Source organism: Acidovorax sp. BLS4 (genome assembly GCF_032929295.1).
In the GTDB taxonomy this organism is placed as follows: Bacteria; Pseudomonadota; Gammaproteobacteria; order Burkholderiales; family Burkholderiaceae_C; genus Paracidovorax.
This window is the reverse complement of the sequence record NZ_CP136797.1, coordinates 4,549,201-4,569,825: the sequence shown is the minus strand read 5'-3', so window position 1 is coordinate 4,569,825 and position 20,625 is coordinate 4,549,201. Positions and strand designations below refer to the sequence as shown.

Below are 20,625 nucleotides of genomic sequence, written 5' to 3'. Positions count from 1 at the left end.
CGCAGATAACCTAAGTACTGGAGCCCCTAATGGCGGATACCTATCAAGAAGGCGCGGGCGGTGGCGCGGACTTCGATCTCAGTCAGTTCTATCAGATCTTCTTCGAAGAGGCGGGCGAGAACCTGGACCAGATGGAGCACATGCTCCTGGACCTGGATCTGAGTGCGGCCAATGACGAAGAATTGAACGGTATTTTCCGTTGCGCGCATTCCATCAAGGGAGGGGCTGCAACCTTCGGATTCTCCGATGTTGCAGAGCTGACCCACCAAATGGAATCGCTGCTGGATCGCTTGCGGCGCCATGAATTGCAGCCCATTCCCCAAATGGTGGATGTGCTGCTGGAGTCTGCCGATGCGTCCCGCAGTCTGCTGGCCAGGCACCAGGCGGGAGGACAAGGCGAAGCCGTATCCACTGCGGAGCTGGTTCGCCGAATCAGTGAATTGGCTGCCGGCAATGTTCCTGCCGAACCTGTGGCGGCCGTGGCGCCTCCCCCCCCGCCGCCAGCGCCGGCTCCTGTGCCTGCGCCCGCTCCGGTCACGCATGCCCCATCCATTCCTGCTGCGGCAGCCTCACCGGGCAGCGCGCGCTCTCTCGAGATCCGTATCGGTCCGCTGGAGCGTTTGGAACAGGCTGACGCGATCAAGGAATTGTTCCGCGATATTCCCGGCCTCGGTTCCATTCGCGACGTTCCTTCTGAAGAGCAGGGTGTCCGGCTGTTCGCGGTCGAGACGACTTCCACCAACGACGACCTGCTGGATCTGTTTGCCTTCCATGTGTCGAAAGACCAGGTCAGGATCGGTGCAGAAGACGGTTCGGCCAGTGTGGAAGCTGATCCGGAAGCAGCCCTGCTGCAAGCGGGCGAGGTGTCCACAGAAGCACCCTATGGATTCTTCAATGGGTCCCCTGGTATGCCGAGCGATCGGACGGAGGTGGCCGTTGCAAATGTGTCGGATGCCCCGTCTGCCAAGCAGCCTGCAGCCGCAGTCCGCGCCGCGGAGCCGAAGGCAGTCAGCCAAGCGCAAATGGAGTCCACTACCATTCGTGTGGCGGTGAATAAGGTCGACCAGTTGATCAATCTGGTGGGCGAATTGGTGATCACCCAGGCCATGCTGGCGCAGAACAGCCGCGGCCTCGATGCAGGCGCGTATCAGCAATTGCTGGCGGGCCTGGCCGATCTGGATCGCAACACACGGGATTTGCAAGAGTCCGTGATGTCGATCCGCATGATTCCCATGTCGATCGTGTTCAGTCGCTTTCCGCGGATGCTCAGGGACCTGGCCAACAAGCTGGGTAAGAAAGTCGAGATGGTCACCTTGGGTGAAGCCACCGAACTGGACAAGAGCCTGGTCGAGAAAATCACCGACCCCTTGACGCATTTGGTTCGCAACAGCTGTGACCATGGCATTGAAATGCCTGCTGACCGGCTTGCTGCAGGGAAGTCCGAGCATGGAACGATCACGTTGTCCGCCTCGCATCAAGGCGGCTCCATCGTGATTGAAGTGCGCGATGATGGTCGAGGTCTTTCTCGCGAGAAAATCATGCGAAAAGCCAGAGAGCGGGGGCTGGATGTCTCTGACCAGATGACCGATGCGGATGTGTGGGGACTGATTTTCGCGCCAGGCTTCTCCACCGCCGATGAAGTGACCGACGTTTCGGGGCGCGGGGTCGGCATGGATGTGGTGAAGCGGAATATCGCTGCACTCAACGGGTCGGTGGAAATCGATTCTGCCGAAGGTTATGGCATGCGCGTGTCCGTGCGGTTACCGCTGACGCTGGCGATCATGGATGGCATGTCCGTAGGGGTGGGTGAAGAGGTCTACATCCTTCCGCTGTCTTCTGTCGTGGAGTCGTTCCAGGTCAATCCCGACGATGTCAATACAGTTGCGCAAGGATCTCAGTTGGTCAAGGTGCGGGATGAATACATGCCCGTCATTGCCCTGGAGAAAACATTTCAAGTCCCCCGCCTGGACCAAAGCAAATCCAGCAACATCATGGTGGTTGTCGAGGCAGATGGCAGCCGGGTTGCATTGTTGGTGGATGAGTTGCTCGGTCAACACCAAGTCGTTGTGAAGAACCTGGAAACCAACTATCGCAAAGTGCCCAATGTTTCCGGCGCCACCATTCTCGGGGATGGAACTGTGGCACTCATCCTGGACACAGGTGCTTTGGTGCGGCGCGCTCGCCACTGAGCCCGCGACCCGTTGATATAAGGAGAGCCCTATGGCTGGAGTGATGGAAAAAACCAATGAAGCGGCTGTCTCTGGCGCCCGGGAGTATTTGACTTTCCGGCTGGATCAAGAGGAGTATGGGATCGACATCCTGAAGGTGCAGGAGATCCGCGGCTATGAGCCGCCGACACGCATCGCCAATGCGCCAGACTTCATCAAGGGCGTGACGAATCTGCGCGGCACCATCGTTCCCATCGTTGACATGCGGCTGAAGTTCAGTTGTTCCAAAGCGGAATACAACAGTTTCACGGTGGTCATCATCCTGAATCTGCGTAACCGGGTTGTCGGGATCGTGGTGGACTCGGTGAGTGACGTCATGGAACTGAATTCCGATCAGATACGCGTTGCTCCGGAGGTGGAAAGCACCATCGACACCAACTGCATCGTCGGCCTGGGCTCGGTGGGTGAGCGCATGCTCATCCTGTTGGACATCGAGAAACTCATGGCTAGCATGGACATGGGTTTGGTCTCCGCCAACGAGTGAGACCGACATCTCGCCGCCACGCAACGGTTTAGGAATCGACGTGGCTGCATCTGTAACCACTGGCCTGTGGACCACCGACCTCTCGAAGTGAAAAGCAACATGCGCCAGACCTCCAGTCATCCCCCTTCTGCGCGAGGCGTGGCGGAATCACCAGCGGTTTCGCCTACATCGGGGCCTTTGGCCCAAGGGAGAGAATTCGTCTGGACCAACGCAGATTTTTCACGTGTCCAAGCGCTCATTTATCAGCGAGCTGGCATCAGCTTGCACGATGGCAAACATGCAATGGTCTACAGCCGCTTGTCGCGGCGGTTGCGCGATACCGGGCATACAAGCTTTCACGAATATCTGAGCTGGCTGGAAACCCATGATGGCCCAGAGTGGCAGGAGTTCGTGAATGCGCTCACGACCAATCTGACTGCGTTCTTCCGGGAGCAGCACCACTTTGAGATTCTGGCCAATCTCCTGCGCACACGGCCTGCTGGCCCGTGGAGTGTGTGGTGCAACGCTGCATCCACCGGGGAAGAACCATATTCCATCGTGATGACAGCCATGGAGTCGTTGAGCAGTAACGGCTCGTTCAAATTAACGGCCAGCGATATCGATTCCCGGGTGTTGGCTACGGCAGCCGAGGGGGTGTACCGCCTGGACAGCGTGAAAGGGTTGAGTCCTGAACGCCTTCAACGATTCTTCTTGCGGGGCAAGGCCTCAAATGCCGGGTTTGCACGTGCAAAACCTGAGTTGCGCCGAAGCATCGATTTCCTGAGCGTGAATCTCATCCGCGACGACTGGCCTTTTCGGGAGCCGTTCGATGTCGTTTTTTGCCGTAATGTCATGATCTATTTCGATGCGCCCACTCAGCGCAAGGTTCTGGAGCGCATCCATCGCGTATTGAAACCGGGCGGCATGCTGTTTGTCGGGCATGCTGAAAACTTCAGCGAGTCCCGTGACCTTTTCACTTTGCGCGGCAAGACCGTGTATGAGCGCCGTTGACCGATAGTCTTCCGCAAGAGTCCACATGACCAATACCCGCCCTGGCTTTCCCCCTCCGTCTGGCGCACCTCCGTCCGCCTATGGTGGAACAGTAGAGCGGCGTCGTGCGCCGCGAATTGCGCCGCTCAGTGCCGATATTTACACTGGCGCTCCGGCCGCCGTCGCGAGGCAATCAACGTTGCCAGAGCTGAAGGCGCAGGCCCGTCGTCCGGGAGAGGCCTCATTTTTCTTTTTTGATCATCATTTTCAGCACAATGCGGTCAAAGTGCTCCCCGGGGAGTATTTCGTCTCGGATGAAAATCTGGTGATCATGACCGTGCTCGGCTCATGCATTGCAGCTTGCCTGTGGGATAGCCGCAGCCGCGTCGGCGGTATGAATCACTTCATGTTGCCCGATGGCGATTCGTCCGATGTATCCGGCCGCTATGGCTCGTATGCCATGGAGTTGCTGATCAACGAAATGCTGAAACTTGGAGCTCGCCGGGAAAGCATGCAGGCCAAGATATTTGGTGGGGCGCAGGTGATGCATAACTTCACCACGATGAATGTGGGGGAGCGCAACACCAACTTTGTGCTCAACTATCTCCAGACAGAGCGAATCCCGATTGTTTCGGAAGATGTGCTCGATATCTATCCTCGCAAGGTCGTTTTCTTTCCGGTGACAGGAAAAGCGATGGTGAAGCGGCTCGCCCATGCGCATCCAGAGACACTGGTGGAGCAGGAAGTTCGCGGCAACGCTGCGACGGTTGCCAAAGCGACCGCAGGTGGATCAGTGGACCTCTTTTGAGAAATGAACAAGGACATGAGGGAATGAGCAGGAAGATCCGGGTGATCGTTGTGGATGATTCGGCGTTGGTGCGCAGTCTTTTGGCCGAAATCATCAATCGCCAGCGGGACATGGAGTGCATTGGAACCGCCAACGATCCTCTGATTGCGCGCGAAATGATTCGCGAAATGAACCCCGATGTCATTACCCTAGACGTCGAGATGCCGCGCATGGACGGGATTGATTTTCTAGGGCGACTGATGCGACTTCGGCCCATGCCCGTGGTGATGATTTCCACGCTCACGGAGCGAGGGGCTGAAGTCACTATGAAGGCGCTCGAACTGGGAGCGGTTGACTTCGTTGCCAAACCCCGGGTCGGCCTTTCCAGTGGTCTGAATGAATTGGCGACCCAGATCGTTGAGAAGATTCAGGTGGCCGCTGTCGCACAGGTCCGAAGAGCGCCGGTGCAGAGCCCAACCCGTTCGCACTCTCCAGCAACTGGTTCTGTAGAGGGGGCACATGCTCCGACGCATACGACCACATTGCTGGGCCGTTTGTCGACGGAAAAGCTGATTTGCATCGGTGCATCCACTGGTGGAACAGAGGCTATTCGCGAAGTGCTGATGCAGATGCCTGCAGACTCGCCCGCGATCGTGATCACACAGCACATGCCTCCAGGTTTCACCACAAGCTTCGCAGCCAGACTCAACGGCTTGTGCCAGATCACAGTGAAAGAAGCAACCAATGGAGAACGTATCTTGCCCGGTCATGCCTACATAGCGCCGGGAGGAAAGCAGTTTTATATCGCCCGCAGCGGAGCCAACTATGTGGCCGTGGTGGACGATGGTCCTCCCGTCAATCGGCACAAGCCTTCGGTGGAGGTTCTGTTCAAGTCGGCTGCCGGGGTCGCGGGGCGCAATGTTTTCGGCATCATGCTGACCGGCATGGGAAATGATGGCGCCGCCGCGATGCGCGAGATGAAGGATGCTGGCAGTTACAACTATGTGCAGGACGAGGCAAGTTGCATCGTTTTCGGTATGCCACGGGAAGCCATTGCACATGGCGCTGCAGATGAGGTTTTGCCTTTGACGCACATTGCACCGGCTTTGATCGCCAAGCTGCGTGGCGCAACCGATCGATTGCACCATCGCATCTAGGTATCGGTGCGTAAGAAGACAGGGAGTCAGGACGACAAAGCGGTCCAGCGCTCCAGCGCAATCATCAGTTGATTTTCGATCTCTCCCTCCCTTGCATGGAGGGCTGCTGCTCGCGCACCATCTTTGGCATACAAGGAACCGTCAGCCAGTGCTGACTGAATTGACTGTTGCTCTGTCTCTAGTGTCGCAATTTGAGTTGGGAGCTGTTCAAGTTCCCGTTGCTCTTTGTAGCTCAACTTCTTTTTGGGAAGATGTGCTGGCTTTTCCTCTAAATCCACCTTGTCATTGCGCTCAGCTGCCGCCTTGGCGGGTGGCAAAGACGTGGGATTGAGCTGCCCACTGCGTCGGGACTGGATCAGCCAGTCTTGAACACTGCCTTCGTACTCACGCCAGAGCCCATTTCCTTCATATGCAATGGTGCTGGTCACCACATTGTCAAGGAAGGTCCGATCGTGGCTTACGAGGAAGACGGTGCCGTCATACGTCTGAAGCAATTCCTCCAGAAGATCCAGCGTGTCAATATCTAAGTCATTCGTGGGCTCGTCGAGCACCAGCACATTGGCAGGGCGGGCGAAGAGGCGGGCCAAAAGCAGTCGGTTGCGCTCTCCTCCTGAAAGTGAGCGGACGGGTGAGTGAGCTCTGGCAGGGGAAAAAAGAAAATCGCTGAGGTAACTTTTGACATGCTTGCGTTGCTTGCCAATCTCGATCCATTCGCTGCCAGGGCTGATGAAGTCTTCAAGGGTCGCGTCGAGGTTGATCGCATGTCGCATCTGATCAAAGTACGCTACCTGCAGATTGCTTCCGCGCCGAACGGTGCCCTCATCTTGAGCCAGCTCACCTAGGATGAGCTTGAGCAAAGTGGTTTTTCCTGCGCCATTGGGGCCGATCAAGCCCACTTTATCGCCGCGGAGGATCGTTCCAGAAAAACCGTTGACAATGACTTTGTCTCCGAAAGATTTTCTGACGTCAGACAACTCCGCAACGATCTTGCCTTGATAGCCATTTTGGGCACCTGAGGCAATATCCATCTTGACGCTGCCTAGGACCTCTCTCCTAGCACTGCGGTCAGCCCTGAGGGCCTCAAGGCGTCCGATGCGGCTTTGACTGCGAGTTCTTCGGGCTTCAACACCCTTGCGTACCCAAATTTCCTCTTGAGCGAGCAACTTGTCGGCCTTGGCCGATACAACGGCCTCCTGTGTAAGCTGCTCACCCTTTTGGAGCACGTATTGAGCGAAATTTCCCGGATACGATCGGAGTTGACCTCGATCGAGCTCCACAATCCGTGTGGCCACTCTGTCCAGGAATGAGCGATCGTGGGTGATCGTGATGACGCTGCCTTTAAAATCAATCAATAGATCTTCTAGCCATTCAATGGAGTCCAGGTCGAGGTGATTGGTCGGCTCGTCCAGTAGCAGAACATCCGGTCTTGACACCAAAGCCTGTGCAAGAGCGACTCGTTTTTTCGTACCTCCAGACAGAGTGCCTACGATCGAGTGGGGGTCTAGCCTAAGTCGCTGCAAGGTTTCTTCGACCCGCTGCTCCCAGTTCCAAGCGTCGTACGCCTCGATCTGCGACTGCAGCGCATTGAGGTCCAATCCTGGCTCGCCAGAGAGGTAAAGATCTCTTATCTCTGCTACTTCGCGCAGCCCTTCTGAGGCCGCAGCGAAAACACTGGCCTCCATCTCTAAGGCCGGCTCCTGAGCTACGTAGGCGATTCGAATTCCCTGTTGGATTTGTAAGGAGCCATCATCGGGCTTGGCAAGGCTGCCCAAGATTTTCAATAGCGATGACTTTCCTGCTCCGTTACGCCCTATCAGTCCGACGCGTTCGCTGGCTTCCAGGGAAAATCCAGCGTGATCTAGCAGTGCAACGTGACCGAAAGCCAGTTGGGCGTTAATTAAGGTGAGAAGTGCCATATCGGCGGAATTATCCGGCTTCGCGCTCACGGAAGCGCAAGACAGCTGCGACAAGGCACGTTGCAATTTTTTGTCATCTTTCTCCTACGGGAGTGAGGAAAGTGGTCTATACTTGCGGGCTTGGCAGGTGAGACGGATGACTGAGTTGTCCGGAGATTCTGACAAGAAAGGTTGGTTTTGAGTTGTGGCCGGGTTGAAATTCGGTATATAATTCGAGGCTTCGCTGGTTGGATGCAACGCCATGGTCAAAACCAACAAGCCTTGGGATCAATCGCTTCACGGCGCTTGACTTGAAAGACGGTTACTCAGTCCCGGCACTCGACGTACCACCCCAGATAGTCGCTCCAGGCCGGCTCGTGCTGGGCCTCCAGCACGGGGGGGTCCATGCCCGGCACCGCTTCGGCAGCGCGCCGCGCGGCCTCCAGGGCGTGGTCGGCGCTGGTCACGTAGCAATGCACCGTGCGGGTGCCACCGCGCAGCACGATGTGGCTGCAGATGCCTTGCTGGTACATGGTGGCCGCATTGACCCAGGCGTCCTCGAAATCCTGCGCCTGCTGCAGCGCGGACTTGTCCTGCGCCGGCAGGCTGGCCTGCACGCGCCAGCCCAAGTCTGCGCGGGACACCAAGGCGTTGGCGCTCAGATTGACCTGCACCATGATGGGATCGCCCTGGGCATCCCGCCCCTCCAGCGCGGCCCAGCGCACCGGCTCGGGCGGATAGACCGCCGAGCGGCCCAGGGTCTCGCGCCAGAAGGTATCGATGCGCGAAACGCTGTCATCGAGCGACGCGGGCTCCCAGTCCTCGAAGCCCGCGTCATCGCTGAGCCCATCCGTGTCGAATTCCACCACCCCGACCTTCACCGAAAAATCGTACTCGCCCAGCATGTGGTCGAGCAAGATGAACGCCATGTGACGGGCATGGTCCTGCAGGTCCATGGGCACGGGCTTGGAAAACGACAGCGCCAATGCGATGCGTCCATCGATCTGGCCCACGCGCACCAGCAGCTCATGGGTGGCCAGGTCGAATCCATCCATGCGCATGCCGAAGCCACCAGGCATCCGCTGGCGGAAGGCCTCCACCCGCCATGGCAACTGCGCCGGTGCCTGTGCGGTCAACGCTTGCACATCGGCAAACCGCTCGGCACTCCCGTGGGCCGTGAAAACCAGCCGGGCCTGGCCATCCACGGGCCCCTCCTTGCCCGCGCCGGCCACCTCCACCGTGACCCCGGGAACGCAAGGCTCCAGCAGGGCATTGAGGCGCTCCATGAACGGGACGGACTCCAGGCCCTGCAAATCGGCCCGTTCGCCCAGGACCGCCGCCCAGAAGCGGTCCGCGGCGGCGGACATCTCCTGCGTGGAAGGCTCGCCGGAGGGGGATTCAGATTGGTTCATGGACAGTCCTGGGGCACCTGCTCGGGTACAGGGCATCGGTAACGAACAAGGCCGCGTCAAAGGCGGAGCGACTTCGCCACGAAACTTCAAAAAGAGACCCGGCTCAGCCCAGCAACCGGGCCAGGGTCAGCAGGGCGAGCAGCAGCATCCACACCACCACCGAGCGCCAGACCAGGCCGACCACGCTGCGCAAATGCCCCACCTCGGGCTCCCGGCCGGGCGTGACGTCGCTGCTTGCCGCCTCGATATCGCCATCGAAGCCGGCGGGCGAGAGCGGGTCCACCCGCGCCTGCAAAGCTTCTCCGCCCAGGCGCACGTTGATGGCGCCGGATGTGGCCGCCAGCACGACGCCATCGTTGTCGTTGGGAAAGCGCTGCGCATGGAAGCGCCAGCCATCGATGGCCTCTTCGAAACTGCCCACCACGGCGAAGCTGAGGGCCGTCAGGCGGGCGGGCAACCAGTCGATCACGGTCCAGGACCGCGCCGAGGCTCGCTGCAACGAGGCGCTGGCCGGATGCGGGCTGCCAGCCTTCCAGTAGCGCGAGACGAATTCAGCCAGCCGGTAAAGCACCGCACCGGTCGGACCGAGTCCCAACGCGGCCAGCACCGAAAAACAGGCGAGCACGCCGAACACGTGGCGGTGCGCAGCGATGACGGAATACTCAACCACGTGCCGCACGATCTCGCTGCGGGGCAGTTGGCCCACATCCACCTGCTGCCAGGCCGCGAGCCGGGCCCGCGCGCTGTCTTCGTCGCGCTCTTCCAGCGCATCGCGGATGTTGGTGAAATGGTGGCTGAACTGCCGGAACCCCAGGGTGACGTAAAGCACCGCGACATTCCAGACCACCGCCGCCGGCCAGCCCACGCCGTAGAACAGCAGCCAGTGCACTGCCAGCACCGCGATCGAGGGCAACAGCACGGCGAGCGCCCATGCCACCCACCCGTGGTGGGCCTTTCCCGCATCGAAATTGCGGCTGATCGACAGCGCCCAGGCGCGAACGCCCGCATGGATGGGGTTGCTGCGCGCCAGCGGGCGTGCCTGCTCGATCAGCAACGCGAACAGGATGGCAAAGAAACTCATGGGGGGCAATGATAGCGGCCCGGTTCGGTGCCCAGCCGTCGTCGCCACCGGAAAGATCGCCCGATGTCAGGCCAGCATGAAACGGTAGAAATTGCGCAGCATGCCCGCGGTCGCGCCCCAGATGAAGTGCGTCTTGCCGGCGGCATCCTCATAGGGCATGGAAAACCATTCGCGGGTGACCCCTTCCCATTCGAACGCATGGCGCCGGTGGTGCGACGGATCGAGCAGGTAGTCCAGCGGGACCTCGAACACGTCCGCCACTTCGTAGGCATTGGGATTCAGCGTGCAATCGGGCTCCACCAGAGCGACCACCGGGGTGATGCTGAACCCGGTGCCCGTCCTGTACGTGGCCAGTTCCCCCAGCACCTCCACATACCGCCCCTCCAGGCCGACCTCCTCCCAGGCCTCGCGCAGTGCCGTGGCGGCAGGGTTGGCATCTTCCGGGTCGGCGCTGCCGCCGGGAAAGGCCACCTGGCCGGAGTGCGTGGACAGGTGCACGGTGCGCTCGGTGAGCAGCACCGTCGCGCGCTCGCGCATCACGATCGGGATCAGCACGGCGGCATGGCGCAACGGCCGGTCGGTGAAGGCACGCTCATGCACGACCTCTGGCACCCATGCCGGCGCCGAGGCGAAGCGCAGCCGCAGTGCTTGCGCCGTTTGCGCCGCAGCAGGAACGCGGGGGAGATGGGCGTCCACCCCTAGCACGGGCACGCGGCGCGGATCGAACTGCGGCAGCGAAGACAGCGGAGCGATCACCGAAGGCATGGAAGGTGAAGGAGGCGAAGAATCTGGCGGCGTCATTGGAGTGGGCCTGGTCGGCCAAGCGGCCAAAGAAAAAGCCGCTACGGCTTGCGCTGTAGCGGCTTCGGGGCAGTGCGCAAGGCGCCTTATGCGGCTGCGACCGGCGCGGCCTTGACACGCGAAGGCAGCTTTTCCTTGATACGTGCCGACTTGCCGCTGCGTTCACGCAGGTAGTACAGCTTGGCACGGCGCACGTCGCCACGGCGCTTGACTTCGATGTTGGCGATCAGGGGGCTGTACGTCTGGAACGTGCGCTCCACGCCTTCGCCGCTGGAGATCTTGCGCACCGTGAAGCCGCTGTTCAGGCCGCGATTGCGCTTGGCAATCACCACGCCTTCGTAGGCCTGCACGCGCTTGCGGGTACCTTCCACCACGTTCACGCTCACGATGACCGTGTCGCCAGGGGCGAATTCGGGAATGGTCTTGTTCAAGCGGGCGATTTCTTCCTGCTCGAGAGTCTGGATCAGATTCATGTTTGCATCCAACGATCATGTCCGCGCCAAGATTGGCAAGCGTCGGGATTGACGTGGGGTGCTTTCGCAGCAAAGGCGAAAGCGGCCGGCCAGAGGATCGAAAAGCCCGCGATTATAGCAAGTTGCCGTTCTTTGCCAAAACGGCCTCGTCCGCCTTGCCCAAAAGCCCCTGTGCGCGCGCCGCGTCAATGAGTTCGGGACGGTGCTTCGCGGTGATTGACAGGCGCTGATCCCGGCGCCAGCGCTCGATCTGCACATGGTGGCCGGAGAGCAGCGGTGCAGGAACCCGCAGGCCCTCCCACTCTTCGGGCCGGGTGTAGTGGGGGCAGTCCAGCAAGCCGTCGAGCGCCTCGTTGAAGCTGTCGAACTGGTGGCTCCCCTCATCGTTCAGCACGCCAGGCTGCAGGCGTGCCACGGCGTCCAGCAGGGCCATGGCCGGGATCTCGCCGCCCGACAGAACGAAATCGCCCAGGCTGAGCTGCATCTGCACGTGCGCGTCGATGAAGCGCTGGTCGATGCCCTCATACCGCCCGCACAGCAAAATGGCGCCGGCGCTGCCGGACCAGCGGGTCACGCCCGCGTGATCGAGCACCTGCCCGGTCGGCGAAAACAGCACCACCGGGGCCGCCTGCCCCGCCGCCTCGGCCCGGTCGGCCCGGATGGCCGCCAGGCACCGCGACAGGGGCTCAGCCATCATCACCATGCCGGGGCCGCCCCCGAAGGGCCGATCGTCCACCCGGCGGTAGTTGCCTTCGGCGTGATCACGCGGGTTCCACAGCCGCACCTCGACCTGACCCGACGCATACGCGCGCCGCGTCACCCCGCTGGCCAGAAACGGCGCGAACAGCTCGGGAAACAGGGTGATGACGTCGAAACGCATGGGCAGAGGGGGCCAGGGCCGCAGAAGGTATGGCGGCGCGGCCGTCCTTCAATCGGTCGGTCGATCCATCAGTAGTCGGGTTGCCAATCGACCGTGATGCGGCGCTCGGCCAGCTCCACCTTGTCGACGAAGGCCGAGACGAAGGGAATCATGCGCTCCTGCGCCTTGCCCTCGTGTTCGTAGGCCAGCACCAGCGTGGTCTGCGGGCCGGTGGAGAGCAGCTCGCGCACCGTGCCGAGGTCCACGCCCTCGCGGTTGACGACCGCCAGGCCGATCAGGTCGACCCAGTAATACTCGTCCTCGGCGGCGGTGGGAAAGCTCGAGCGGGGCACGAAGATGCGCGCGCCGCGCAGCGCCTCGGCCGCATCGCGATCGTCCACGCCCTGGGCAGTGGCGACCACCGTATCGGAATGCTCCCGCGCCTGCTTCACCGCCAGCACCACCGTGCCCTCGAAAAAGCTCTTGGCGCCCTTTTCGCTGGGCTGCAGAAACCAGCGCTTGGAGGAAAACAGCGCTTCCGGATCGGCGCTGTAAGGCAGCACCTTGAACCAGCCCTTCACACCCCAGGCATCGGCAATGCGGCCGATCTCCACCGCATCGGAAGGCAATTCGGCAGGCTCAAGAACGGGCAGATTGGGCATGGTGTGCAACGGGGTTTCGGAAATGAAAAAAGGCGGGGCCCGTCAGAAAAACCAACGGAACCCGCCTTTTGTCCGGAGGACGCGGATCAGGCAGCCTTCTTGGCGGCCTGCTTGATCAGACGGTCCACGGTGGGCGACGACTGGGCGCCGACGCTCTTCCAGTAGGTCAGACGGTCTTGCGCAATGCGCAGACCTTCTTCGCTTTCCTTGGCCGTGGGGTTGTAGAAACCCAGGCGCTCGATGAATCGGCCATCGCGGCGCACACGCTTGTCGGCCACGACGATGTTGAAAAACGGACGACCTTTGGAGCCGCCGCGGGAGAGTCGAATAACGACCATAATGAATCCTTCGGGTGGTCGCAGCGTAAAGCTGCATGGTTTTTTGCTGCGTTGAGACACGCGACATGGCCACCCGGCCAGCGACACGCTGCAAAGCCCGCGATTATAGCCACTTCACCCCACATGCCCACCATCCGCGACAGCCGCAGCGAAGATATCGCTGCCATCACCGCCATTTACCAACACCACGTCCTGCACGGCACCGGCACCTTCGAGGTGGACCCACCGACCGAAACCGACATGGCCGGTCGCCGCGCCGACGTGCTGGCCCGGGGCCTGCCCTACATCGTGGCGGAAAAGGATGGCCAGGTTCTCGGCTTCGCCTACGCCAACTGGTTCAAGCCCCGCCCGGCCTACCGCTTCTCGGCGGAAGACTCCATCTATGTCGCCGACACCGCCCGGGGCATGGGATTGGGCCGCAAGCTGCTCGATGCGCTGGCGCAGCAGGCGGAGGCGGCGGGGGTGCGCAAGCTGCTCGCGGTGATCGGCGATTCCGCCAATGCCGGCTCCATCGGGGTGCACCGCGCTGCCGGCTTCACCGAGATCGGCGTGATGCGCTCGGTGGGCTGGAAGTTCGGCGCCTGGCGCGACATCGTGCTGATGGAAAAGACCCTGGGCGCGGGCGACACCACGTCGCCGGAATGAGCCCCTCATGAAGAACAAGACCGTCGCCGCCTGGCTGGCCTTCGTGGGCGGCCCCCTGGGGCTGCACCGCTTCTATCTGCACGGCCTGACGGACATGCTGGGCTGGCTCCTGCCCATTCCCACGGCGCTGGGCATCTACGGCATCCAGCGCGTGCAGGCGATGGGGCAGGACGACCACGCCAGCTGGCTGCTCATCCCGCTGCTGGGCTTCACCATCGCGGGCTGCGCGCTGCGCGCCATCCTCTACGGACTGATGACGCCCGAGAAATGGAACGCCCGCTTCAACCCGGCCGCGGCACCGGACGCCGCTCCGGGGCGCACGCACTGGTTCACGATCTTCGCCATCGCCCTGTCGCTCCTGGTGGGCACGGCGGTGCTGATGGCCAGTCTGGCCTTCAGCTTCCAGCGCTACTTCGAATACCAGATCGAAGAGGCCCGCAAGATCTCCCAGTGAAGGCATTGGGCATTGAATGTGCCCAACGCCCTAGGAAATCATGCGGTGGCAGCTATAAAAATAATAGCGAACGTCCCCTGGATCGCGATCAGTAGAGCTGCAGGCTGACCCAGTAGGCGATGGCCGCCACGAATGCGCTGGCCGGAATCGTCAGGATCCACGCCCAGACGATGTTGCCCGCCACGCCCCAGCGCACGGCGCTGGCGCGCTGGGTGGAGCCCACGCCGACGATGGCGCCCGTGATGGTGTGGGTGGTGGACACCGGAATGCCCAGCGCCGTGGCGACGAACAGCGTCATCGCCCCGCCCGTCTCGGCACAGAACCCGCCCACGGGCTTGAGCTTGGTGATTCGCTGGCCCATGGTCTTGACGATGCGCCAGCCGCCGAACATGGTGCCCAACCCGATGGCCAGGTAGCACGACACGATGGTCCAAGTGGGCGGAGAGGCGTCCGATGCGGACGCACGACCCGTGGCGATCAGCAGCAGCCAGATGATGCCGATGGTCTTTTGCGCGTCGTTGCCGCCATGGCCCAGGCTGTACGCGCCCGCGGACAGCAGCTGCAGCCGGCGGAACCACTTGTCCACCTTGTTCGGGCGCGCGCGGCGGAAGATCCACGCCACCGCCACCATCATCAGCGAGCCCAGCAGAAAGCCGAGCAGCGGCGAGACGAAGATGAACGCCACCGTCTTCAGGATGCCGGCCGAGATCAGCGCCCCCGCGCCCGCCTTGGCGATGACCGCGCCCACGATGCCGCCGATCAGCGCGTGCGACGAGCTGCTCGGAATGCCGTAGTACCAGGTGATGACGTTCCAGGTGATGGCGCCCACCAGGGCCCCGAAGATCACGTGCGTGTCCACCACGCCGGGCTGCACGATGCCCTTGCCGATGGTGGCGGCCACGCTCAGGTGGAAGATGAAGATGGCGATGACGTTGAAGAACGCGGCGAAGAGGACGGCCTGCGTCGGCTTGAGCACCCCGGTGGAGACCACCGTGGCAATCGAGTTGGCGGCGTCGTGAAACCCGTTCATGAAGTCGAACAGGATGGCCAGCGCCACCAGCAGCATCACGACCCACAGGGCGGTTTGGACGGTTTCCATGCGTAGAGAGCTTGTATTTCTTCTGGCAGGCCGGGATCAGGAGTTCTCGAGGATGATGCCCTCGATGTGGTTCGCCACGTCTTCGCACTTGTCGGTGATCGTCTCGAGCAGTTCGTAGATCGCCTTGAGCTTGAGCACCTCGCGCACGTCGGGCTCTTCGCGGAACAGTTTGCTCATGGCGCTGCGCATCACGCGGTCGGCGTCGCCCTCCAGGCGGTCGATTTCCTCGCAGGTCTTGAGCGCGGCTTCGGCCACGGCCGGATCGGCGATCTTCTCCAGCAGCTTGACCGCGTCGCGCACGCGTTCGCAGCACTTGAGGCTGATGTCGGTCAGGCGGGTGATCTCTTCGGTCATGTGGCGCACGTCGTACAGCGCCATGGTTTCGGCCGAGTCCTGGATCAGGTCGGCCACGTCGTCCATCGTGTTGATGAGCGAATGGATCTGCTCGCGGTCGATGGGGGTGATGAAGGTCTTGTGCAGCGAGCGGTTGACCTCGTGGGTCACGCGGTCGGCGGCGCGCTCGGCGTTGTCCACGTCCTGGTTGTACTTGTCGCGCAGGTGGGGATCGTTGTAGTTGGCCACCAACTGCGAAAACGCGCGGGCGGCCTCGACGATGCGGTCAGCATGCTGATTGAACATCTCGAAAAAATTGCCCTCGCGGGGCAACAGCTTTCCAAAAAACATGCGGACTCCTGAACAGACGGACCCATCGCCCACGGTCGCCACGGATGTGACAGGACGATGACACTTTTGCGAAAGGCGCGAGTTTAACCGCGCCGTTTGCATGCACTCCGGCCCATCGTGTGCCGACGGGCGGCGGCGGGCGTGTCAGGCAACTCCTACAAACATCGCGCCGCGCTGCCCACATGACCCTGGCGGGGCGCGGCTTACATTGAATCGGCAGTCTTTGATCCGCCCTCTTTCAGACGCTCAGACGCAACCGCCTCTTTCATCGCCATGCCAAAGGATTTCCCCATGAAACACACGCTTCGCGTTCTTCCGTGCGTTCTCGCGCTTGCGTTCGGTGCCGTCAGCGCCCACGCGCAGACGGCCAACCGCGCCTCCAACCGCGACTCGTTCATTCCCAGCACGCAGCAAGGCTACGTCGGCCTGAGCGGCGGCCAGTCCAAATACGATCTGCGCAGCGGCACGGGCGGCTTCGCGTTCGACGACAACGACACCGCCTGGAAAATCTACACCGGCGGCTATTTCAACCAGAACTTCGGCATCGAGTTCGGCTATCTGAACTTCGGCAACGCCACCCGCGTGGGCGGCGAGACCAAGGCGCAGGGCCTGAACCTCAGCCTGGTCGGCCGCCTGCCGCTCAGCGAGCAGTTCGACGTGTTCGGCAAGGTCGGTACCACCTACGGCCGCACCAAGACCTCGGGCAACCCCGGTTTCGGCGTGACGACCGGCGACGACAACGGCTTCGGACTCTCGTATGGCGCCGGCGTGCGCTGGGCGTTCAACCCGCAGTGGGCGGCCGTGGTCGAATGGGAGCGCCACCGCCTGAACTTCGCCGACGGCAAGTCCGATGTGGACATGACCACGGTGGGCGTGCAGTACCGCTACTGAGCGCGCAAGTACGCACGCGTACCCCCAACAAAAAGGGCCCTTCGCAGGGCCCTTTTTTCGTGCGCTTCACGCGCTTTCATCCCGATCCCAGACGCCGGCCTTCTTGCGCCGGCTGGCGGCGCGTGGAGGCAACGGGAGACGGGCTCACTCGCCCAGGTAGGCGGCGCGCACGCGCGGGTCGCTCAGCAGTTGCTGGCCGGGGCCCGTCATGGTGATGAGGCCCGACTCCATCACGTAGCCACGGTCGGCCAGTGCCAGCGCGCGGCTGGCGTTCTGCTCCACCAAGACGATGGTCACGCCCAGGGCGTACACGTCGCGCACCACCTCGAAGATCTTGTCCACCATGATGGGCGACAGGCCCATGGAGGGCTCGTCCAGCAGCAGCACCTTGGGCTGGCTCATCAGCGCGCGGCCCATGGCCAGCATCTGCTGTTCGCCGCCCGACATGGTGCCGGCCAGTTGGTCCTTGCGCTCGCGCAGGCGCGGGAAGATGGTGAACATCTTCTCGATGTCGGCCGCGATGCCGGCCTTGTCGTTGCGGATGTAGGCGCCCATCTGCAGGTTCTCGGTGATGGTCATGCGCGCGAACACGCCCCGGCCTTCCGGCACCATCACGAGACCCTTCTTCACCAGGTCCCAGGCGCCCTGCCCCCGGATGCTCTTGCCCAGGTACTCGATGTCGCCATCGGCGAACGGCAGCGTGCCCGTGATGGCCTTCATGGTGGTCGTCTTGCCGGCGCCGTTGGAGCCGATCAGCGACACCAGCTCTCCCTCGCGCACCTCGAAGTCCACACCCTTCACGGCCTGGATACCGCCGTATGCCACCTTCAGGCCCGAGACCTTGAGCAACACGTTGTTGGATTTTTCGGCCATTCTCAATGTCCTCCGGTGCCCAGGTAGGCCTCAATCACTTTTTCGTTCTTCTGCACGGTGGCAGGCGTGCCTTCGGCGATCTGCTTGCCGTAGTCGAGCACCGTGACGCGGTCGCACAGGCCCATCACCAGCTTCACGTCGTGCTCGATGAGCAAGATGGTGCGGTTGTCGTTGCGGATGCGGTCGATCAGTTCGCGCAGCTGCACCTTCTCGGTCGCGTTCATGCCGGCGGCCGGCTCGTCGAGCGCGATCAGCTGCGGGTCGGTGGCCAGGGCGCGGGCGATCTCCAGGCGGCGCTGGTCGCCGTAGCTCAGGGTGCGCGCCTTGTAGTCGGCGAACTTGCCGATGCCCACGTAGTCGAGCAGCTCCTGCGCCCGGCGGGCGATCGCGGCCTCTTCTTCCTTGAAGCCCTTGGTGCGCAGCACGGCGCCCAGCAGCCCCGACTTGGTGCGGATGTGCCGCCCCACCATCACGTTCTCCAGCGCCGTCATTTCGGCGAAGAGGCGGATGTTCTGGAACGTGCGGGCGATGCCCGCCTTGGCCACTTCGTGCACGGCCGTGGGCTGGTAGGGCTTGCCTGCCAGCTCGAAGCTGCCGCTGTCGGGCGTGTAAAGACCGGTGATCACGTTGAAGAACGTGGTCTTGCCGGCGCCGTTGGGACCGATCAGGCCGTAGACCTGACCCCGTTCAATGGTGATGCCGACGTCGGACAGGGCTTGCAAGCCGCCGAAGCGCTTGGAAATGCCGGCGACCTTCAGCACCACATCGTTGGATTTCTCTGCCATTTCTAACTTTCAGTGCTGTTCAGGTCTTTTGCGTCAGGCTCTTGCCATGGTCGGGCGCGGGCCACAGGCCGCGGGGACGCAGCAGCATGATGATGATCATGGCCAGCGCGATCAGCAGCTGGCGCAGGATGGCGGAGTCGAGGCGGCCGTCCGTCATGGCCTGCAGCGGACCGGCCACGTAGCGCAGCACTTCCGGCAGGGCGGACAGGAGCACGGCGCCCAGGATCACGCCGGGGATGTGGCCGATGCCGCCCAGCACCACCATGGCGACGATCATGACCGACTCCATCAGGCTGAACGATTCGGGCGACACGAAGCCCTGGAAGGCACCGAACATGGCGCCGGACACGCCACCGAACGAAGCGCCCATGCCGAAGGCCAGCAGCTTCATGTTGCGGGTGTTGATGCCCATGGCCTTGGCGGCGATCTCGTCTTCGCGGATGGCCATCCAGGCGCGGCCGATGCGCGAGTCCTGCAGGCGATAGCAGATGATGACGCTCAGCACCACCAGCACCAGGAACAGGTAGTAATACAGCGTGACCGACGAGATGTCGAACCCGAACACTTCCAGGCGCTTGCCCAGGTCCAGCCCGAACACCTTCACCGAATCGATCTGCCCGATGCCCTTGGGGCCGTTGGTCAGGTTGACGGGGTGGTCCAGGTTGTTCAGGAAGATGCGGATGATCTCGCCGAAACCCAGCGTCACGATGGCCAGGTAGTCCCCGCGCAGCTTGAGCGTAGGGGCCCCGAGCACCGCCCCGAAGATCGCGGCCACCAGCGCCGCGAGCGGTATGACCAGCCACAGCGACGTGTGCAGCCCGTTGGGGAACATGGCCGCGAACGACGCGAAGGTCTCCGACAGGTGGGGCGATGCCATCAGCGCGAACAGGTAGGCGCCCACGGCGTAGAACGCCACGTAACCCAGGTCCAGCAGGCCGGCGTAGCCCACCACGATGTTCAGGCCCAGGGCCAGCAGCACGTAGAGCAGCGCCAGGTCGGCGATGCGCACCCAGGCGTTGCCGAAGTACTGCAGCATGAAAGGAAGCAGCAGCAGCGCGATGCCGCCGACGATCCACTGTGCGGTTTTGTTTTGCTTCATGACAATGGGTTCCTCAGGCGCGATCGGCCACACGCTCGCCCAGCAGGCCCGAAGGGCGCAGCGTGAGGATGATGATGAGCACGATGAATGCAAAGATGTCGGTGTAGTGGCTGCCCAGCAGGCCGCCTGTGAGGGTGCCGATGTAGCCCGAGCCGATGGCCTCGATCAGGCCGAGCAGGATGCCGCCCACCACCGCGCCGGCCAGGTTGCCGATGCCGCCGAACACCGCGGCCGTGAAGGCCTTGAGGCCCGGCAGGAAGCCCATGGTGTGCTGCGCGGTGCCGTAGTTGGAGGCATACATGATGCCGGCGATGGCCGCCAGGATGGCGCCGATGATGAAGGTCGCCGAGATCACCATGTCGGGCTTCACGCCCATCAGGGAGGCCACGCGGGGGTTTTCCGCGGTGGCGCGCATGGCGCGGCCGAGCTTGGTGTAGTTCACCAGATACACCAGCGAAGCCAGTGCGACCACCGTCACGCTCAGGATCAGCACCTGGGTGGAGGTGATCACCGCGCCGCCGACCTGGAACGGGGTCGTGGGCAGCAGGGTGGGATACGGCTTGTAGTTCGGCTTCCAGATGATCATGGCCAGCGTCTGCAGCAGGATCGACATCCCGATGGCGGTGATCAGGGGCGCCAGGCGCGGACTGCTGCGCAGCGGCTTGTAGGCGACCTTTTCGATGACGAAGTTCAGCGCCGCGGCGACAACGCAGGCGATCAGGGTGGCCAGGAGAAGGATGATCCAGCCCGGTGCCCCGGGCATGGCCTCTTGCATCAGGCCAATGCAACTCCAACTGGTGAGAGCGCCGATCATCAGCACTTCCCCATGGGCAAAATTAATCAGCTGAATAATGCCGTACACCATCGTGTAGCCCAAGGCTATCAAGGCGTACATGCTGCCGAGAACCAGACCGTTGATGATCTGCTGCAGCAAGATGTCCATAAAAAA

Annotated in this window: 22 protein-coding genes; 8 read left to right on the top strand and 14 right to left on the bottom strand. The window is 62.1% G+C overall.

Annotation, left to right across the window (positions count from 1 at the left end; translation table 11 throughout):
- The first annotated feature begins 29 nt into the window (after positions 1-29).
- The 5 genes from R1Z03_RS21100 (at position 30) to R1Z03_RS21080 (ending at position 5,625) form a co-directional block, all read left to right on the top strand.
- The gene (locus tag R1Z03_RS21100) at positions 30-2,189 is read left to right on the top strand and encodes a chemotaxis protein CheW (RefSeq protein ID WP_317354810.1); all 2,160 of its coding nucleotides are present in this window, start codon (positions 30-32) and stop codon (positions 2,187-2,189) included.
- Between the two features lie 31 nt (positions 2,190-2,220).
- Complete coding sequence (locus R1Z03_RS21095; RefSeq protein ID WP_284431712.1) at positions 2,221-2,712, top strand: chemotaxis protein CheW; 492 nt, start codon at positions 2,221-2,223, stop codon at positions 2,710-2,712.
- 99 nt (positions 2,713-2,811) lie between these two features.
- Positions 2,812-3,702 (top strand): CheR family methyltransferase, encoded by an 891-nt coding sequence (locus R1Z03_RS21090; protein WP_284431713.1) that lies wholly within the window; start codon positions 2,812-2,814, stop codon positions 3,700-3,702.
- A gap of 25 nt (positions 3,703-3,727) precedes the next feature.
- Positions 3,728-4,489 carry a chemoreceptor glutamine deamidase CheD gene (gene cheD / locus R1Z03_RS21085; protein WP_317354804.1) on the top strand — a complete coding sequence of 254 codons (762 nt, stop codon included), beginning with the start codon at positions 3,728-3,730 and terminating at the stop codon, positions 4,487-4,489.
- A gap of 23 nt (positions 4,490-4,512) precedes the next feature.
- A complete protein-coding gene (locus R1Z03_RS21080) occupies positions 4,513-5,625 on the top strand; it encodes a chemotaxis response regulator protein-glutamate methylesterase (RefSeq protein ID WP_317354800.1) in 1,113 nt (370 codons plus the stop codon).
- Between the two features lie 26 nt (positions 5,626-5,651).
- Here the strand turns inward: R1Z03_RS21080 and R1Z03_RS21075 are convergent, their stop codons facing one another.
- The 8 genes from R1Z03_RS21075 to rpsP form a co-directional block, all read right to left on the bottom strand.
- Positions 5,652-7,541 carry an ATP-binding cassette domain-containing protein gene (locus tag R1Z03_RS21075; RefSeq protein WP_317354797.1) on the bottom strand — a complete coding sequence of 630 codons (1,890 nt, stop codon included), beginning with the start codon at positions 7,539-7,541 and terminating at the stop codon, positions 5,652-5,654.
- A gap of 305 nt (positions 7,542-7,846) precedes the next feature.
- Positions 7,847-8,932 (bottom strand): hypothetical protein, encoded by a 1,086-nt coding sequence (locus R1Z03_RS21070; protein ID WP_317354795.1) that lies wholly within the window; start codon positions 8,930-8,932, stop codon positions 7,847-7,849.
- Positions 8,933-9,035: 103 nt separating this feature from the next.
- A complete protein-coding gene (locus tag R1Z03_RS21065; protein ID WP_317354793.1) occupies positions 9,036-10,013 on the bottom strand; it encodes a CobD/CbiB family protein in 978 nt (325 codons plus the stop codon).
- 66 nt (positions 10,014-10,079) lie between these two features.
- Complete coding sequence (locus R1Z03_RS21060) at positions 10,080-10,778, bottom strand: CoA pyrophosphatase (protein ID WP_284408398.1); 699 nt, start codon at positions 10,776-10,778, stop codon at positions 10,080-10,082.
- 122 nt (positions 10,779-10,900) lie between these two features.
- A complete protein-coding gene (gene rplS / locus R1Z03_RS21055; RefSeq protein ID WP_272548681.1) occupies positions 10,901-11,287 on the bottom strand; it encodes a 50S ribosomal protein L19 in 387 nt (128 codons plus the stop codon).
- Between the two features lie 112 nt (positions 11,288-11,399).
- A complete protein-coding gene (gene trmD / locus R1Z03_RS21050) occupies positions 11,400-12,167 on the bottom strand; it encodes a tRNA (guanosine(37)-N1)-methyltransferase TrmD (protein ID WP_317354789.1) in 768 nt (255 codons plus the stop codon).
- Between the two features lie 68 nt (positions 12,168-12,235).
- On the bottom strand, positions 12,236-12,808 hold the full coding sequence (gene rimM, locus R1Z03_RS21045; protein WP_284395110.1) for a ribosome maturation factor RimM: 573 nt from the start codon (positions 12,806-12,808) through the stop codon (positions 12,236-12,238).
- A gap of 86 nt (positions 12,809-12,894) precedes the next feature.
- Positions 12,895-13,146 carry a 30S ribosomal protein S16 gene (gene rpsP / locus R1Z03_RS21040; RefSeq protein ID WP_272564613.1) on the bottom strand — a complete coding sequence of 84 codons (252 nt, stop codon included), beginning with the start codon at positions 13,144-13,146 and terminating at the stop codon, positions 12,895-12,897.
- A gap of 123 nt (positions 13,147-13,269) precedes the next feature.
- On the opposite strand from rpsP, the gene R1Z03_RS21035 reads away from it, so the two are divergent.
- Complete coding sequence (locus R1Z03_RS21035) at positions 13,270-13,791, top strand: N-acetyltransferase family protein (protein WP_317354784.1); 522 nt, start codon at positions 13,270-13,272, stop codon at positions 13,789-13,791.
- A 7-nt stretch (positions 13,792-13,798) separates the two neighbouring features.
- Positions 13,799-14,245 carry a hypothetical protein gene (locus R1Z03_RS21030; protein ID WP_317354781.1) on the top strand — a complete coding sequence of 149 codons (447 nt, stop codon included), beginning with the start codon at positions 13,799-13,801 and terminating at the stop codon, positions 14,243-14,245.
- Positions 14,246-14,333: 88 nt separating this feature from the next.
- Here the strand turns inward: R1Z03_RS21030 and R1Z03_RS21025 are convergent, their stop codons facing one another.
- Together R1Z03_RS21025 and R1Z03_RS21020 are read right to left on the bottom strand one after the other, a co-directional pair.
- Positions 14,334-15,344, bottom strand: coding sequence for an anion permease (locus R1Z03_RS21025; protein ID WP_317354779.1), 1,011 nt, complete (start codon positions 15,342-15,344; stop codon positions 14,334-14,336).
- A 36-nt stretch (positions 15,345-15,380) separates the two neighbouring features.
- Complete coding sequence (locus R1Z03_RS21020; RefSeq protein WP_092740846.1) at positions 15,381-16,028, bottom strand: DUF47 domain-containing protein; 648 nt, start codon at positions 16,026-16,028, stop codon at positions 15,381-15,383.
- Between the two features lie 291 nt (positions 16,029-16,319).
- Here R1Z03_RS21020 and R1Z03_RS21015 point away from each other — a divergent pair, with 291 nt between their 5' ends.
- Entirely contained in the window at positions 16,320-16,919 is a 600-nt protein-coding gene (locus tag R1Z03_RS21015; RefSeq protein ID WP_284405804.1) for an outer membrane beta-barrel protein, read from the top strand.
- A gap of 144 nt (positions 16,920-17,063) precedes the next feature.
- Here the strand turns inward: R1Z03_RS21015 and R1Z03_RS21010 are convergent, their stop codons facing one another.
- From R1Z03_RS21010 to R1Z03_RS20995, 4 genes are read right to left on the bottom strand one after another with little or no spacing between them, the layout of a single operon-like run.
- Positions 17,064-17,792 (bottom strand): ABC transporter ATP-binding protein, encoded by a 729-nt coding sequence (locus tag R1Z03_RS21010; RefSeq protein WP_272564618.1) that lies wholly within the window; start codon positions 17,790-17,792, stop codon positions 17,064-17,066.
- Between the two features lie 2 nt (positions 17,793-17,794).
- Complete coding sequence (locus tag R1Z03_RS21005; RefSeq protein WP_272548690.1) at positions 17,795-18,577, bottom strand: ABC transporter ATP-binding protein; 783 nt, start codon at positions 18,575-18,577, stop codon at positions 17,795-17,797.
- Between the two features lie 19 nt (positions 18,578-18,596).
- Positions 18,597-19,676 (bottom strand): ABC transporter ATP-binding protein, encoded by a 1,080-nt coding sequence (locus R1Z03_RS21000; RefSeq protein ID WP_272564620.1) that lies wholly within the window; start codon positions 19,674-19,676, stop codon positions 18,597-18,599.
- 13 nt (positions 19,677-19,689) lie between these two features.
- A complete protein-coding gene (locus R1Z03_RS20995; RefSeq protein ID WP_272564621.1) occupies positions 19,690-20,619 on the bottom strand; it encodes a branched-chain amino acid ABC transporter permease in 930 nt (309 codons plus the stop codon).
- Positions 20,620-20,625 lie beyond the last annotated feature (6 nt).

Coding starts and splice junctions, on each gene's coding strand:
- R1Z03_RS21005 (WP_272548690.1), bottom strand. CDS start 18,577: ATGGCAGAGAAATCCAACGATGTGGTGCTGAAGGTCGCCGGCATTTCC.
- R1Z03_RS21020 (WP_092740846.1), bottom strand. CDS start 16,028: ATGTTTTTTGGAAAGCTGTTGCCCCGCGAGGGCAATTTTTTCGAGATG.
- R1Z03_RS21000 (WP_272564620.1), bottom strand. CDS start 19,676: ATGAAGCAAAACAAAACCGCACAGTGGATCGTCGGCGGCATCGCGCTG.
- R1Z03_RS21060 (WP_284408398.1), bottom strand. CDS start 10,778: ATGCCTTCGGTGATCGCTCCGCTGTCTTCGCTGCCGCAGTTCGATCCG.
- R1Z03_RS21010 (WP_272564618.1), bottom strand. CDS start 17,792: ATGGCCGAAAAATCCAACAACGTGTTGCTCAAGGTCTCGGGCCTGAAG.
- rplS (WP_272548681.1), bottom strand. CDS start 11,287: ATGAATCTGATCCAGACTCTCGAGCAGGAAGAAATCGCCCGCTTGAAC.
- R1Z03_RS21065 (WP_317354793.1), bottom strand. CDS start 10,013: ATGAGTTTCTTTGCCATCCTGTTCGCGTTGCTGATCGAGCAGGCACGC.
- R1Z03_RS21075 (WP_317354797.1), bottom strand. CDS start 7,541: ATGGCACTTCTCACCTTAATTAACGCCCAACTGGCTTTCGGTCACGTT.
- R1Z03_RS20995 (WP_272564621.1), bottom strand. CDS start 20,619: ATGGACATCTTGCTGCAGCAGATCATCAACGGTCTGGTTCTCGGCAGC.
- R1Z03_RS21035 (WP_317354784.1), top strand. CDS start 13,270: ATGCCCACCATCCGCGACAGCCGCAGCGAAGATATCGCTGCCATCACC.
- cheD (WP_317354804.1), top strand. CDS start 3,728: ATGACCAATACCCGCCCTGGCTTTCCCCCTCCGTCTGGCGCACCTCCG.
- R1Z03_RS21100 (WP_317354810.1), top strand. CDS start 30: ATGGCGGATACCTATCAAGAAGGCGCGGGCGGTGGCGCGGACTTCGAT.
- R1Z03_RS21090 (WP_284431713.1), top strand. CDS start 2,812: ATGCGCCAGACCTCCAGTCATCCCCCTTCTGCGCGAGGCGTGGCGGAA.
- trmD (WP_317354789.1), bottom strand. CDS start 12,167: ATGCGTTTCGACGTCATCACCCTGTTTCCCGAGCTGTTCGCGCCGTTT.
- R1Z03_RS21080 (WP_317354800.1), top strand. CDS start 4,513: ATGAGCAGGAAGATCCGGGTGATCGTTGTGGATGATTCGGCGTTGGTG.
- R1Z03_RS21030 (WP_317354781.1), top strand. CDS start 13,799: ATGAAGAACAAGACCGTCGCCGCCTGGCTGGCCTTCGTGGGCGGCCCC.
- R1Z03_RS21025 (WP_317354779.1), bottom strand. CDS start 15,344: ATGGAAACCGTCCAAACCGCCCTGTGGGTCGTGATGCTGCTGGTGGCG.
- R1Z03_RS21095 (WP_284431712.1), top strand. CDS start 2,221: ATGGCTGGAGTGATGGAAAAAACCAATGAAGCGGCTGTCTCTGGCGCC.
- rimM (WP_284395110.1), bottom strand. CDS start 12,808: ATGCCCAATCTGCCCGTTCTTGAGCCTGCCGAATTGCCTTCCGATGCG.
- R1Z03_RS21015 (WP_284405804.1), top strand. CDS start 16,320: ATGAAACACACGCTTCGCGTTCTTCCGTGCGTTCTCGCGCTTGCGTTC.
- R1Z03_RS21070 (WP_317354795.1), bottom strand. CDS start 8,932: ATGAACCAATCTGAATCCCCCTCCGGCGAGCCTTCCACGCAGGAGATG.
- rpsP (WP_272564613.1), bottom strand. CDS start 13,146: ATGGTCGTTATTCGACTCTCCCGCGGCGGCTCCAAAGGTCGTCCGTTT.